This window comes from Actinokineospora xionganensis, assembly GCF_014323725.1.
GTDB lineage: Bacteria > Actinomycetota > Actinomycetes > Mycobacteriales > Pseudonocardiaceae > Actinokineospora > Actinokineospora xionganensis.
Window position 1 is genome coordinate 87,866 of sequence record NZ_JABVED010000019.1, and the last position, 15,320, is coordinate 103,185.

Annotated in this window: 9 protein-coding genes; 3 read left to right on the forward strand and 6 right to left on the reverse strand. The window is 69.8% G+C overall.

The annotated features are described in order from the left end of the window. Positions 1–28: 28 nt before the first annotated feature. Complete coding sequence (locus GPZ80_RS26735) at positions 29–2,152, forward strand: HelD family protein (RefSeq protein ID WP_187223845.1); 2,124 nt, start codon at positions 29–31, stop codon at positions 2,150–2,152. Positions 2,153–2,164: 12 nt separating this feature from the next. Beyond that, positions 2,165–3,652, forward strand: a complete 1,488-nt coding sequence (locus GPZ80_RS33860; RefSeq protein ID WP_187223846.1) for a GGDEF domain-containing protein — start codon at positions 2,165–2,167, stop codon at positions 3,650–3,652. Positions 3,653–3,802: 150 nt separating this feature from the next. Here GPZ80_RS33860 and GPZ80_RS26745 read toward each other — a convergent pair whose 3' ends face one another. From GPZ80_RS26745 to GPZ80_RS26755, 3 genes are all read right to left on the reverse strand, one after another. Continuing rightward, positions 3,803–7,177, reverse strand: a complete 3,375-nt coding sequence (locus tag GPZ80_RS26745) for a pyruvate carboxylase (protein WP_187223847.1) — start codon at positions 7,175–7,177, stop codon at positions 3,803–3,805. Positions 7,178–7,371: 194 nt separating this feature from the next. Further along, positions 7,372–8,442: a discoidin domain-containing protein gene (locus tag GPZ80_RS33865; protein WP_187223848.1), complete on the reverse strand. Its 1,071-nt coding sequence runs from the start codon at positions 8,440–8,442 to the stop codon at positions 7,372–7,374. 460 nt (positions 8,443–8,902) lie between these two features. Beyond that, complete coding sequence (locus GPZ80_RS26755; RefSeq protein ID WP_187223849.1) at positions 8,903–10,000, reverse strand: S8 family peptidase; 1,098 nt, start codon at positions 9,998–10,000, stop codon at positions 8,903–8,905. A 115-nt stretch (positions 10,001–10,115) separates the two neighbouring features. Between GPZ80_RS26755 and GPZ80_RS26760 the strand changes: the two genes are divergently transcribed. Continuing rightward, positions 10,116–11,660: a coiled-coil domain-containing protein gene (locus GPZ80_RS26760; protein WP_187223850.1), complete on the forward strand. Its 1,545-nt coding sequence runs from the start codon at positions 10,116–10,118 to the stop codon at positions 11,658–11,660. 127 nt (positions 11,661–11,787) lie between these two features. Here GPZ80_RS26760 and GPZ80_RS26765 read toward each other — a convergent pair whose 3' ends face one another. From GPZ80_RS26765 to GPZ80_RS26775, 3 genes are read right to left on the reverse strand one after another with little or no spacing between them, the layout of a single operon-like run. Beyond that, a complete protein-coding gene (locus GPZ80_RS26765; protein ID WP_312880595.1) occupies positions 11,788–13,545 on the reverse strand; it encodes a choline/carnitine O-acyltransferase in 1,758 nt (585 codons plus the stop codon). A 45-nt stretch (positions 13,546–13,590) separates the two neighbouring features. Further along, positions 13,591–14,397: a class I SAM-dependent methyltransferase gene (locus GPZ80_RS26770; RefSeq protein ID WP_312880596.1), complete on the reverse strand. Its 807-nt coding sequence runs from the start codon at positions 14,395–14,397 to the stop codon at positions 13,591–13,593. Positions 14,398–14,406: 9 nt separating this feature from the next. Beyond that, positions 14,407–15,285, reverse strand: a complete 879-nt coding sequence (locus tag GPZ80_RS26775; RefSeq protein ID WP_376771734.1) for a HalD/BesD family halogenase — start codon at positions 15,283–15,285, stop codon at positions 14,407–14,409. Positions 15,286–15,320: the final 35 nt, after the last annotated feature.

Below are 15,320 nucleotides of genomic sequence, written 5' to 3' on the forward strand. Positions count from 1 at the left end.
CTGTCGGAAACCAACCTGGGAGCGCTGCGTGTCGGAAACCTCTGTGAGAGAGGCCGAGATCGCGGTCGAGCAGAAGCATGTCGACGTCGTGTACGCGCGCGTCGACGAGATGCGCAGCGAGGCCGAGGCGATGCGCAACCGGGGCGACGCGCTCGCCCACGGAGCACGCAACGAGGCGGTCTTCGAGCAAGCCGCCATGCTCTTCGAACGTGATGTCATGGTTCGCCACGCGAACCAGATCCTGCGCACCCTCGACGCGGAACACGAAGGGCTGGTCTTCGGCCGGCTCGACGACACCTCCGGCGAGACGATGTACGTCGGCCGCCTCGGGGTCCGCGACGTCGAGTTCGACAACCTGGTCACCGACTGGCGCGCCCCCGCGGCGGCGCCGTTCTACCAGGCCACCGCCGAGCAGCCGATGGACATCATCCGGCGCCGCGTGATCCGTTCCTCGGGGCAGACCGTCGTCGACATCGACGACGACCTGCTCATGCCGGAGCGGCACCTGGAGAGCATGGCCGTGGTCGGGGAGGGCGCGCTGATGGCGAGCCTGACCCGCGCCCGCGGCGAGAACATGCGCGACATCGTCGCGACGATCCAGAAGGAGCAGGACGAGGCGATCCGCGCTCCGTGGCGCGGCGTCACCGAGATCACCGGCGGCCCGGGCACCGGCAAGACGGCGGTGGCGCTGCACCGCGTCGCGTACCTGCTCTACCGCGACCGCAGGCGGATGGGCGGCACGGGAGTGCTCGTGGTCGGCCCGTCGCCCGCGTTCACCTCCTACATCTCGCGCGTGCTCCCTTCGATGGGCGAGGACAACGTCGAACTGCGTTCCCTGTCGGACCTGCTCGACGGCGTCAAGGCGGTCCGGGTCGACCCGGCTCCGGTGGCGGCGGTCAAGGGGTCGCTGCGGATGCGCCGGGTGCTCAAGCGGGCCATCCGCGAGGCCCCGGCGGACGCGCCCAACGAGCTGCGGATCATGTACCGGGGCGAGGTGCTCAAACTCGACGCCCGCGAGCTCGACGCCGTCCGCAACAACGTCCACAATGGCCGCCGTCCGCCGAACCAGGCGCGGGTGGACGCCGCCGAGGCGCTGCTGGAAGCGTTGTGGCGCAAGGCGGACTCCTACACCGACTTCCCGGTGAAGCGGGTCGACCTGATCACCGAGATCGGCGAGCGGATCGACTTCCACCGGTTCGTCGTCGTGTGGTGGCAGCTGCTCACCCCGGCGGAGGTGCTGCGGTCGCTGAGCGACCGCCGCCGCCTCTCGCGGATCGCGGGGCGCGGTCTCACCCGGTCCGAAGTGGACATGCTGGCCGATTCATGGGCCGACCCGAGCGGCCCGTCGGTCGCCGACGTCGCCCTGCTCGACGAGTTGCGGATGCTGCTGGGCAAGCCGCCCAAGCGCCGCAAGCGCAAGACCGACACCTCGGCCGCGGAGCTGAAGACGTGGTCGGAGCGGCAGAGCGGGCCGGGCTATCACCGGCCCGACGACTACGACGAGTACTCGCACATCGTCGTCGACGAGGCGCAGGACCTCTCGCCGATGCAGTGGCGGATGGTCGGCAGGCGCGGCAAGTACGCGAGCTGGACCGTCGTGGGCGACCCGGTGCAGAGCTCCTGGCCGGACCCGGCGGAGGCGCGGCAGGCGCAGGACGGCGCGTTCGGCGGCCCGCGGACGGTGCGCAGGCAGTTCGCGCTGCGCACCAACTACCGGAACTCGGCGGAGATCTTCGACCTCGCGGGCAAGGTCGTGCGGGACGTCTCGACCCCCGAGCAGCTGCCGCACGCGGTGCGCAGCACGGGAATCGAACCCTCGGTCCGGGTCTGCTCGTTCGACCAGCTGACGGAGTTCGCGGTCACGGCGGCGAAGGAGCTGCTCGGCACGGTCGACGGCACGGTCGGGGTGATCACCGCGACCAGCCGGGTCGATTCGACCCGGTCGGCGATCGAGCGGCTCAACGACGAGCGGCTGCGGGTGGTCGACGGGCTGGAGTCCAAGGGCTTGGAGTACGACGCGGTCGTGCTCGTCGAGCCTGCGGAGCTGGTCGCGGAGTCCACCACGGGACCACGAACTTTGTATGTCGCCCTCACCCGGGCTACTCAGCGGCTTACGGTAGTGACGACAGACCGGAACTGGCCGGACAGCTAAAGGAGCAGCGGCGTGCCGGAGCCCGACCCGAGCCGACCAGCAGGTCAGTGTGCCGACCTGCTCAGGCTCATGGACGCGGGCAAGCTGCGCGAGGCCGCGGCCAGGGCCAGGCTGCTCACCCGGTTCAGTGCCGATCCGCACGAGCGGACCCAGGCGCACCTGTTCCTCATGGGCGCGCTGCTCACGCTGGGCCAGACCGGAACCCCGGAATTCGCGCGCGTCTTGGCCGAAGCCGACGACGCGGTCAAGCAGTTCCCGGAACCGGCTTTCGTCGGCGAGTTTCACGCCCTCGCCGGTGGCGCGGCGTTCGCGGTCGGCGAGATCGAGAACGCCATGCTGCACACGATCGACGGGATGCGGGCCACGGCGCAGGCAGGTCCCAGCGTGACCACCGCGCTGGCTTGGTACGACCTGGCGTGGACCGCGGGCGAGTTGGGCATGACCGACGAGGTCGACGTCGCCCTGCGCCACGCCCATGAGACGGGCAGCCATTGGGGGCTGCGCTACGAGGACGCCCCGATGCGGCTGGTCACCGCGGTGTCGGCCGACCACCGCGGTGACACCGATCAGTGTGCGCTGATGCTGGCGGAGATGTCCGCCGACGGGCGCAGGCTGGCGGCGGGCGATCTCGACGGCGTCGCCATGGCCGACCGGGCCTACCTGGCCTACGCCACCGCCCGGTACACCGTGCTGGGCGGCGACCCCGGGGTCGACCCGCGGCGGCTGATGCCCGCGGAGGCCGATCAGGCGAGCAACCCGTACCGCACCCTGACCCGGGTGTGCCTGGCGATCACCGCGGGCCGCCCGACCGACGTCCTGCCCGCCCTGGACGCGACCGTGCCGATCAACCTGGTGCACGAGGTCGAGATCCTGCGGCTGCGGTCACTGGCCCTGAGCTCGGCAGGCGACCTGACCGGCGCGCTGGCCGCCGAGCGGCAGGCGATGCGGCGGTTCAGCGAGCCGTGGCAGAACCTGCGCAGGCTGGCCACCCACGCCGCCCGTTTCCGCGCGGACCACGCCGTCCTGTCGGAATACGCGGCAGCCGCGCTGACCGACCCGCTGACGGGTCTGCCGAACCGCAGGCACCTGGAGGAACGGCTCGAGGAACTCAGCGGCAGGCGCGAACGGGCGATCGTCGGCCTGATGGACCTGGACAACTTCAAGGACGTCAACACCCACCACGGCCACCTGGCGGGCGACGCCGTACTGGCCCGCATCGCGTCCGTGGTGGCGTCTTCCCTGCGGGAGGGCGACTTCCTGGCCCGCTATGGCGGCGACGAGTTCGTCGCGGTGCTCACCGAGACCTCACTGCGCGCCGCCCACGAGGTCGGCGACCGGGTGAGCGCCGCCCTGGCCCGGGTGAACTGGAGCGAACTGGCGCTGGGGGCGCCCGTGGGGATCAGCATCGGCTGGGCGGAGCTGACCGAACACGGCCCGGGAGCGGCACTGGCGGCGGCGGACCAGGCGATGTACGCCCGCAAGGGTGCGCGGGATCACTGAAACGAAAGTCCGCGCTGGCGAAGACCCCTGTCCTGACCGCGAGTCGGCCCCTTCCAGCAGATGAGTCGCCCCGCACAGCCACGTGAATGTCGAATTCACTTGCCGGGCGGGGCGACTCGTTTGCTGGAAGGGGCGACTCGCGGGGTGGGCTCAGCCGAGGACCACCAACAGGTCCCCACCCTCGACCTGCTGCACCTTCCCAATAGCGAGCCGCGAAACCTTGCCCGCCTTGGAAGCAGTGATAGCGGCCTCCATCTTCATCGCCTCAATCGTCGCGACAGTCGCGCCTGCCTCGACCTCATCGCCCTCGCTGACCGACAGCGTGACAACGCCCGCGAACGGAGCGGCGACGTGGTTGGTGTTCGTCTTGTCGGCCTTCTCCGCCACCGGCAGGTCGGACGCGACCGCCCGGTCGCGCACCTGGATCGGCCGCAGCTGCCCGTTGAGCGTGGCCATCACGGTCCGCACGCCGCGCTCGTCCGGGTCGGCGATCGCTTCCAGTTCGATCAGCAGGGTGACGCCCTTGCCGATGCCGACGGCGTACTCCTTGCCCTGTTCCAGGCCGAAGAAGAAGTCCTTGCTCGCCAACACACTCGTATCGCCGAACTGGTCCCGGTGCGCCAGGTACTCCTTTGTCGGCCCCGGGAACAGCAGCCGGTTGAGGGTTGCCCGCCGGTCCGACGCCAAGCCCGCGCGGTCCTCCGAAGTCAGCTCCGCGACGCCCTTCGGGGCCGCACGGCCCTTCAAGGCCTTGGTGCGGAACGGTTCCGGCCAGCCACCGGCCGGGTCGCCGAGTTCGCCGTGCAGGAAGCCGACGACCGAGTCGGGCACGTCGAAGCTGCCCGGCTCCGACTCGAACCGCTTCGGGTCCACGCCCGCGCCCACCAGGTGCAGCGCCAGGTCGCCGACGACCTTGGACGACGGCGTCACCTTGACCAGCCTGCCGAGCATCCGGTCGGCCGCGGCGTACATCGTCTCGATGTCCTCGAAGCGGTCGCCCAGACCCAGCGCCACCGCCTGGGTGCGCAGGTTCGACAGCTGCCCGCCCGGGATCTCGTGGTGGTACACGCGGCCGGTCGGCGACGGGAGACCCGCCTCGAACGGACGGTAGACCCGTCGGACGATCTCCCAGTACGGCTCGAGGTCCGACACCGCCTGCAGCGACAGGCCGGTTTCCCGGTCGCTGTGGTCGGTCGCGGCGACGATGGCTGAGAGCGACGGCTGGGAGGTGGTGCCCGACATCGACGCCACCGCACCGTCGACAGCGTCCACACCGGACTGGATGGCGGCCAGGTAGGTCGCCAGCTGACCACCCGCGGTGTCGTGCGTGTGGAGGTGGACCGGGAGGTCGAACTCCTTGCGCAGCGCGGTGATCAGGCGCGCCGCGGCAGGCGGGCGCAGCAGGCCCGCCATGTCCTTGACCGCCAGCACGTGCGCGCCCGCGCCGACGATCTGTTCCGCCAGCTTGAGGTAGTAGTCCAATGTGTACAGCTGCTCGGCCGGGTCGCTCAGGTCGGCGGTGTAGCACAGGGCCACCTCGGCGACCGCGGATCCGGTCTCGCGCACGGCTTCGATCGCCGGGCGCATCTGCTCGACGTCGTTGAGGGCGTCGAAGATCCGGAAGATGTCGATGCCGGTCTTCGTGGCCTCCTCGACGAACGCGGAGGTCACCTCCGTCGGGTACGGCGTGTACCCCACGGTGTTGCGTCCGCGCAGCAGCATCTGCAGACAGATGTTCGGCACGGCCTCACGCAGCGCGGCCAGACGCTCCCACGGGTCCTCGGCGAGGAACCGCAGCGCGACGTCGTAGGTGGCGCCGCCCCAGCACTCCAGCGACAGCAGCTCCGGGGTCATCCGCGCGACGTGCGGGGCGACCGCGATTAGGTCCTTGGTGCGCACCCGGGTCGCGAGCAGCGACTGGTGGGCGTCGCGGAACGTGGTGTCGGTGACGCCGACGTTCCTCGACTCGCGCATCCAGCGGGCGAAGCCCTCCGGCCCCAGCTCGACCAGCTTCTGCTTGGAGCCCGCGGGCGCTTCGGCGTTGAGGTCGATCTCGGGCAGCTTGGTGCGCGGCTCGATCACCTTCGGCCGCTCGCCGTGCGGCTTGTTGACCGTCACGTCGGCGAGGTAGGTCAGCAGGCGGGTGCCGCGGTCGGCGGAGTGCCGCGCGGTGAGCAGGTGCGGGCGCTGCTCGATGAACGACGTCGTCACCCGGCCCGCCACGAAGTCCTCGTCGTCGAGGACGGCCTGCAGGAACGGGATGTTCGTGGCCACACCGCGGATGCGGAACTCGGCCACCGCGCGCTTGGCCCGACGCACCGCGGCGTCGAAGTCGCGGCCTCGGCAGGTGAGCTTGACCAGCATCGAGTCGAAGTGCGCGCTGACCTCGGCGCCCGCCGCGGTGCCGCCGTCGAGCCGGATGCCGCTGCCGCCCGGGGAGCGGTAGGCGCTGATCATGCCGGTGTCGGGGCGGAACCCGTTCGCCGGATCCTCCGTGGTGATGCGGCACTGCAGCGCCGCGCCGCGCAGGTAGATGTCGTCCTGGGTGAGCCCCAGCTCGGGCAGCGTCTCACCGGAGGCGATGCGCAGCTGCGACTGGACGAGGTCGACGTCGGTGACCTCCTCGGTCACCGTGTGCTCGACCTGGATGCGCGGGTTCATCTCGATGAAGACGTGGTGGCCGCGGGTGTCGAGCAGGAACTCGACGGTGCCCGCGTTGAGGTAGCCGATGTGGCGGGCGAACTTGACCGCGTCGGCGCAGATCCGCTCACGCAGCTGCGGGTCGAGGTTGGGCGCGGGCGCCAGCTCGATCACCTTCTGGTGGCGGCGCTGCAGCGAGCAGTCGCGCTCGTAGAGGTGGATCACGTTGCCTTCGGCGTCGGCCAGGATCTGCACCTCGATGTGGCGCGGGTCGACGACCGCCTGCTCGAGGAACACCGTGGAGTCGCCGAACGCCGACTCGGCCTCACGCATCGCCGCTTCGAGCGACTCACGCAGCGCCTTGGGCTCCTCGACCCGGCGCATGCCCCGGCCACCACCGCCCGCGACCGCCTTGACGAAGATCGGGAACCCGATGTCCTCGGCGGCCTTGAGCAGCGCCTCGACGTCCTTGGACGGCTCGGAGGACTGCAGCACGGGCAGGCCCGCGGCCTTGGCGGCGGCGATCGCGCGCGCCTTGTTGCCGGTCAGCTCGAGGATGTCGGCGGTCGGGCCGACGAACGTGATCCCCGCCTCGGCGCAGGCCGTGGCCAGTTCGGGGTTCTCGGAGAGGAACCCGTAGCCCGGATACACCGCGTCGGCGCCCGCCTTCTTGGCGGCCTTGACGATCTCCTCGACGGACAGGTACGCCCGAACCGGGTGACCGGGTTCACCGATCTCATAGGCTTCATCGGCCTTCATCCGGTGCTGGGAGTTGCGGTCCTCATGTGGGAACACCGCGACGGTCCCGGCGCCGAGTTCATACCCGGCCCGGAACGCCCGGATGGCGATCTCGCCACGGTTGGCGACGAGCACCTTGCGAAACATGCCCGGATACCTCCTGCTAATTCAGCGTCGGTCGCCGGAGATTACCGTGTCTTTCCCGCCAGTCGGGAACTTCGTCCCACGTGACGGACAACTCGCCGGTAACCTCGTCGCCGTGTTCCGCACGTTCGGCCGACCTCGGATCCGCAGTCTCACCCAGTCGACAATTGTCCTGCCCAGCGGGGTTGCGCGCCGGATCAGTCGACCACGATCTCGTGCACTCCGACGGTCGAGTCCGGCGGGAAGACGACGCGCACCCGCGTGGCCATGAGGCCATGGACGCGGACCTCGCTGTACTCCCCCGCCACCCGGCCCACGGTCCGCCAGGGCTCGTCGCCGTCACGCAGTTGGATCTCCCCGCCCGGGGGCGTGTGGCGGGCGGCCAGGACGACCACTCTGGTGATCGGTCTGGGCCCTTCCACGGGCACCTCGGCGATCCTCGAAGTGACGGGGAACACGGTCTCGGCGACGCCGTCGGCGCACGCGTCGACCGGTTCCGGGGTCACGCTGAACTCACGCACAGCCAGCCAGTGCTTCTGCTCGGCGGTGGCCCTCAGCCGAAGGTACCGGGTCGCCTCGGACAGCCCGGCCACGACGGTGGGCCCGCCCGCGACCTGGCGGACCGGCTGCCAGTCGGTGCCGTCGACCGAACGCTCGATGACGCCGGACCGCAGGTAGTCGTGGGGGCGCGCGGACTGCCCCATGACGAGCCGCACGCCGCTGAGTGACCGGACCCGGCCCAGGTCCAGGACGACCTGGGTGCCCACCCGCGGCGCGCCCGCGCTCCAGAAGTAGGTGGTGGCGTCGCCGTCGGCCATCCGAGCCGCGACGTGGTCGCCGTAGGCGCCCATGTCGGTCGTCGGGGCGGGATGGGTGCGGCGCAGGCCGAGCGCGCGGTCGGACTCGGCTTGGGCGGCGGCGACGAACCGGCGGTGGCGCGGCGGCACGTCGAGCCCGGCCAGGGCAAGGCGATGAGCCCACGCGCGCCGGTGGTGGCCCAGACCGTGGCCGAGCAGGATTCGCGCGGCGCGGCGCGCGCTCTCGGTGTCGCCGGCGGTGTCGGTCCGCAGTCGGTGGTCCAGGACGGCCGCCGTCCGGCGCAGGTCGGTGCGGCCGACGTAGGCGGCCCAGAAGTCGGCGATGGCCTGTGGGGAGGCCATCGGCGAGGTGGGCGCGAGCGGCTCCGCCGCGGCGGGGGCCTGGGCGGCCAGCAGCGCGCTGACGATCACGGGCAGCCCGCGTCGAACGTGGCGTCCGCCTGGTGGCACGACAGGTCCTCTCCTTGGTGCCTCGGACAGGCGGGCACAGCACTGGGCCCGAGCGGCTGAAATGTCTCAGCAACACCCGGGCACGCGCTAGATCCGTCACCCGAACGCTGTAATTTTGCGCCGGTTCGTCGGCGCGGCTCGACCGCTGTGACATGGCGCCTGGTGGCGCGACTCGGTCGCCTTGATGGTGACGTTTCGGGGGCCCCGCACGAACACTGCCAACTTCGATGGCGTGTTCGTGCGGGACCCCCGAAACGTCACCGCGACCGAGCGGGTGGGTGGGTGGGTGGGTGGGACAAGTTTGTTCGGTTGGCGGACGGCGATGCGCTTACTGTCCTGTGTAGAGGATTCGGTCGGGGGTGTTCGGCGGGAGGTTGCACACCCCGTTACTGGCCGTGGCCTTGAGGGCGGCCTGTAGTTGCGCCGGTGTTGCCGTGGGGTTGAGGGCGGCGAACAGGNCTTACTGTCCTGTGTAGAGGATTCGGTCGGGGGTGTTCGGCGGGAGGTTGCACACCCCGTTACTGGCCGTGGCCTTGAGGGCGGCCTGTAGTTGCGCCGGTGTTGCCGTGGGGTTGAGGGCGGCGAACAGGGCGGCGGCGCCGGTCACGTGCGCGGCGGCGAAGGAGGTGCCGCTGATCGTCACGGTGGCGGTGTCTGAGGTGATCCACGGCGCGGTGATACCGACGCCGGGCGCGTAGAGATCGACGAGCGGGCCATAGTTGGAACTGCGGGAAGCGCAATCCGAACGGTCGATCGCGGCGGACGTGATCGCCTCGACAACGCGTGCGGGCGAGTAGTTGCCCGCCTGGCTCGCCGAGGAACCCGCGGGCACCGAGTAGGTGACGCCGGAGGCGATGGAGCGGCGGACCGCGTCGTCGAGAGCCTGATTGGCCGATCCGCCGAGACTCATATTGGCGACGGCGGGCTTCACCGCATTGCGGGTCACCCAGTCGATACCGGCGATCACGGTGGAGATCGTTCCGGACCCCGAGTTGTTGAGCACCCGAACCGGGACGATCCGGACTTCCTTGGCCACGCCGTGCGCGGTGCCGCCGATGACACCCGCGACGAAGGTGCCGTGGCCGTTTCCGTCGGTGGGATCTTGGTCGTGGTCGACGAAGTCGTAGCCACCGGAGACGCGCCCGGCGAAATCTTGGTGCGTGGCTTTGACTCCGGTGTCGATCACGTAGGCGTGGACGTTCGCGGCGGTGGTCGCGTATCGGTACCGGGCGTCAAGTGGGCGGGTTCGCTGGTCGATGCGGTCAAGGCCCCACGACGGCGGATTGAGCTGCTCCCCCAAGGCGTGGACGGGGGTGTCCGGGACCAGATACGAGACCGCCGGATCGGCTGCGATGGCGCGCGCCTGCCTGCTGGTCAGGCTGGCCGAAAACCCTTGCAGCGCAGCGGAATAGCGGTGTCTGACGGTTCCGCCATGGCGGTGGGTCAGGTCGTCGGCGGCGCCCGCGTGCAGGACTACGACGTAGCCGGTGGCGGGCTCGGCGCCCGCCGGGACAGGGATGGCCGCCAACGACAGCGCGAGAATTGCCGGAAGCAACATGCGAAATTTCTTCGGCGTCATATACCTGATCTACGTCGCCCGAGCTTCGGCGAACAATCATCCCCAATTGCCAGCCTGCGGAAGACACGATTGGGGGACCCACTAAAGTGGGGCAATGCCGACTGCCGACGCCGAGTCCGCCGACAAAGTCCCGCACTTCGACACGGTCCTGCGTGGGTATAACCCCCGCCAGGTCAACGAGCGGGTCACCCGTCTCACCTACGACCTGCGCCACGCGGCCAAGGGACGCGACGAGGCCTCGGCCAAGGTCGCGGAGCTGACCAAGTCGCTCGGTTCGTTGCAGCAGCAACTGTTGGAGACGACGACCCGGCTCAACCGGATCACCTCGAACCCCAACAGCACCGAGGGGATGACCGAGCGCGTCCGGCTCATGATGGAGCTGGCCCGCGAGGAGATCGCCGACTTCAAGCGTGAGGCCGACGAGTACGCGCAGGCGACCCGCACCGAGGCCGACACCTACGCCACGGGCGTGAAGTCGAGCGCCGACGACTACGTCGCGCAGACTCGCAAGAACGCCGACGGGTACGCCCAGAACACCACCCGCGCCGCCGACGAGGCCGCCGCCGCCCTGCGCGCCGAGGCCGAGGCGTACGCCGCGGACCTCAAGGCGAAGCACGAGCGGCTGGTCGCCGATGTCGAGGAGCGCCGCAAGCAGCTGGAGGCGGACTACACCCGCAACCACGCCGAACTCGACGCCGAGTACGAGACGATGCGCGCGAACCTCGTCGCCGAGCACACCAAGCTCATGGCCGACTCCCGCGCGGAGATCGAACGGCAGTCGAAGGCCAACGAGGCCCGCATCGCCCAGCTCTACGACGACGCGTCCGCCCACCGCGAGGAACTCGACGCCGAAGCCCTCCGCATCCGCGAGCAGCTCGACGCCGAGGCCGCGGAACTGCGCGCCGCGGCCGCCGAGAAGGCCGACCAGGAACTCGCCGCCAAGCGCGCCACCGCCGAAGCCGACCTGGCCGCCCGCACGGAGCAGGCGGAGTCCACCTTCGCCGAGCGCACGGCCGAACTGGACCGCGAGTACGCGGCGAAGTCCGCGGCCATCGAGAAGGACCTCGCCGACGCCCGCGCGAAGTCCGACGCCGAAATCGCCGCCCGCCTCGACTCCGCGGAGAAGCGCGCCGCGACACTGGTCGCGGACGCCGAGAAGTTCCAGGCCGACACCGAATCCACCCTCGCCGCCCAGTCCGCGGCGGTCGAGAGGGAACTGGAGGAGGCCCGCGCCAAGTCGGACGCGGAAATCCTGGCCAACCTCGACACCGCGGAAAAGCGCGCCGCCACCCTCGTCGCCGACGCCGAGAAGCTGCGCGCGGACACCGAGGCCGCACTCGCCGAGGAACGCGAGCGCGTGGAGGCCGAACTGGCCGCCCAGCGAGCCACCACGGAAAAGGAAACCGCCAAACTCCTCTCCGACGCGCAGGCCCGCCTCACCGACGCCACCGAGAAGAACCGCGCCGCGACCGACTACGAGACCCGCGTCTCGGAACAGGTCACCAACGCGTTCGCCCTGTTGGAAGAGGCCAAGCGCCACTTCACGGGGGCGAAGCCGGAGAAGACGGAGAAGTCGGAGAACGCCGCGACCCCGGCGAACTCGGCCAACGGCAACAAGGCACCCGCCAAGACCCGCTGAATGTGACTCGTACAAAGGTGCCCGAAGCCAAGGCTTCGGGCACCTTTGTCGTCTACGACAACCGGACGAGCTCCAGGGTGGCGGGGCTTCGCCCCTGCAGTTCCCCCTTGCCCCTGACAAGCGGGAACTAGCCGGCAGACAGGAGATCCTGCAACTCCCGCACAGCCTTCTTGAGCTCATCAGCGAACGCATACATCTCGTCCGCCACCCCCACTGGCGTGCTCAAGTACAGGTTCAACCGGTCCGGCAGCAGCACATACGCCACCCCGATGCATTTCGAGGACGTGGATCCGAACCCGAAGTACTCGATGTTGACCGACGGCGCCGAGCTGGTGCTCAGGTAGTCGTCGCGCATCGTGACCCAGCCGGGGCTGTCGTACAGCGCAAGGGGTTCCCCGCCGCCGCGGCGCTTCTGGATCAGCTGCAGTTCCCACAGGTGCTGCTCCGGCGCCTTCCCCGCCTGGCATTCCTTCGCCCGGGCGACGTGCTTCTCCGCCGCCGTGCGGAAAGCGGCTCGGCGGGTGTCGGGGTCGCCGGATTCCATGGCCTCGACGAACGCCAGGACCTCCGGGGTGACCACGCGCATCGCTTCGGTGCGGCCGCGGTTGTACTGGCGGGTGGCGATGGACTCGTAGGTGGCGCCGGTGAATCCCTTGGTGCGCTTGTGCGCGAGCTGGTACGCCAGCTGCGCGAAGGCGTCCGGCGACATGCCCAGCTGCTTCGCCTTGTTCGCCCCGAAGTCGTCGAAGGAGACGATCGTGGTGGCGTTGGCGGCTGCGTAGTCGGCGAAGGACTTGGCGGCGGCCGCCACCTCCGCGCGCAGGGCGTCGGTGAGGATGAACTCCACCGGTTCCGAACCGGGGACGCCGGGTGCCGTCTCGGCGGTGGGTTCGTCACCGAGGATGCTGTCGACGAAGGCGAGGATGGTCGTCCCGTCGAGGCCGCAGTGCTCGATGTTGATGCCCGCCCGGCCGTCGGCGAAGACGATCAGGGACACGGCCTTGTCGAACCACCGGTTGGCACTGTCGCCGTGCAGCAGGTGGTCGCACGCCTCCTGGGTGTCCTTCGGCGCGAGGTCTTCCAGGCACACGCAGAACAGCGCCGTCTCCACGACGTCCAGAGCCGCCGCGTTGTCCTGCGCAAGCGCTTGCCTTGTCGCTGCCCAGTCCGCGCGGGCCATGGTGGTGAGGTGGCCGACGCAAGTGTCGGAGCGGTCGTGGGTCAGCAGGGCGCGCAGCGCCTCGGTGAGGCCGTCGAGGGAGTACGGGCGGCCGTCGGGGGCGATGACGTCCAGCCGGATGATGTTGCCCCGGAACAGCACCGCGATGTGCTTCGCCTGCGAGGGACCCGGCCACTCGTCGGTGTACGGGACGCGGACGGTGTCCTGCTCAAGACCCGGGATGCGGGTGGCGGAGAACAGGTATTTGTTCTGCTCCATCGACAGCGGCTGCCCGCGCTGCAGGACCGGCGGGATGCGCTCGTCGTCGAGGCGCAGCTTGTAGTCGACGGCGGCCGCGGTCAGGGCGGCGGCGCGCTCGACCTGGCCCAGGTCGCTGTCCTTGAACAGGAAGAAGAAGTTGGCGTTGAGCGCGATCCGGTCGCGCCTGCCCAGGTAGCGCGACGGCCAGAACGTGTCGAGCCAGCTGTGCACACCCTCGGTCTCGTTGTACCGCACCAGCTCCGCGTGCAGTTCCCGCGCGGGGCTGTCGGGCCGCAGGTAGTCGGCCACGGCGGCCTCGGTCTGGGCCAGCTCCTCGGCCGTCAGCAGCGGCGCGCACCAGGCCAGGAAGCGCTCGCACGTGTCTTCCAAGTCGGGCAGCGGGACCCGCGGCAGGAGGTCCTCGTTGCCGAAGGTGCGGGGAGACCATTGCTGGCTGCTGTTCACTGTGATCCTCGAACTCGGTGGTCGGGTGTGCCCATCATCGCGCGGTCAGGCGCGCGGACGGGAGATATAGAGCCGGGCATAGAGCCAACCTTCGGCTTCCAGCCCGGTCGGGTCCACCGACACGCTCGACAGCGTGTCCAGGACCTGCGCCTGCTCCTCCGCCGAGGCGAACCGCCGCTGCCGGAAGTCGCCGTCGACGGCCTCGGTCTCGTAGCCGAGTTCGGCCAGGCTCTCGGCCACCGGGTCGAAGGAGAACATGCGGAGCACGAAGTGCGCCATCCACGGCCGCCGCTCCTGCGCGCGGGCGATGCGGGAGATCGTCTTCTCGGTCACGTAGCCGACGCAGCCGGTGGAGACGACGAGGTCGGTTCCGGCCAGCTCGGCACGCTGCTCCGGCGTCGGGTCGGCACGCTCCAGGTCGGCGTGCAGCGCGGAGTCGATGAACCCGGTCGACAGCGCGTAGGACAGGGCGTTCTCGGACGCGTCGAACCCGGCGAACCGGACGCCGTCGAGGCGCGTGCGCGCGCGAATCAGCTCGCGGTCACGCGCGACCAGGTCGCCGTGGCCGAGTTCCCCGGTGTCGGCGTAGTGCTGGTACAGGTCGTCCATCGTCGCGTCGCAGCGCAGCAGCGCGGCGTTGATCCCGTAGGAGCAGCCGACGTCGAGGACGTTCACCTCGGTGGCACCGGTCGTCTCGCGGTACTCGTGGATGAGCTTGAGGAAGTAGGGCTTGGCCAGTTCGGGAATGCGGTAGTCCAGCTCGCGTAGCGCGCCGTAGTACGCGCGTGGGTCGGGCTGGATGTAGATGTCGTCGAAGGAGATCTTTCCGGTGGTGTCGAAACGCACGGACACGTTCGCTCCCTAGTCCAACAGCTGGTCGCCCCGCACGGCGCGCCCCGCGGCCGCCAGGTGTTCGGGCAGGACGCGGCCGAAGAGCTGCCGGGTCCGTTCCACGTTGCCGATGACGCCGGGACGCTCGCTGTAGGCGAAGATCGCCGAGTGGCGGGCCGTCTCGCCGCGCACGGAGGTCACCCGGTGCAGCGAATAGCGGCCTTTGAACAACTGCAGATCACCGGGGCGCAGGGAAAGCCCGCGGATGAGCCGCTCCCCGTTCCCGGTCAGCACCGCACGCACCTCGCCGAAGTTCTCGGCCTGACCGGATCTGATATTCGGGCAGTATTCGAACACGCCGCCCGCCTGCGATTCCTGGGTCAGCATGCTCACGGTGAATTCGTTCGTGTCGAAATGCCACGGGTGCTCCATTCCCGGTGACACGACATTGAGGCACAGCCCGGCCAGCGGGTCGGCGAACTCGTGCAGCTCGGGCAGTTCGAAGCACTCGGCGACGAATCTCTTGAACAGCGCGCTGGTGTAGAGCTGGTGGATGAGCGACGTCGGCGGGATGCGGTCGCGAGCGACGAAAGCGTTGCCGCGCTCCAGGATCATCCGTCCGGGGTGATCCTCAGGCAGTTCGGCGTCGAGCGGGATGTTGTAGGCGTTGACCTGCTCGACGTCGTAGTGGGCGAGCGGCGCGACGCCCGCACCCTCCGCGCGGAGCGTCTCCCTCAGTTCGGATCTGATGAAATCCGGCAGCACACTGCAGCCGTCGGTGCGCAATTCCTGACGGGCCTGGAAAACAGCGGTCTGCCAAGCGCCACTTGCCGGATCCGTCAGCGGATAGCGAGCTGTGTCGACCACCCGGTCGATCACTCGGACTTCCGTAGCGACCATGCGGTTCATTGAGCCCTTTTCATCCTGGGCTGGATGCGTTGACG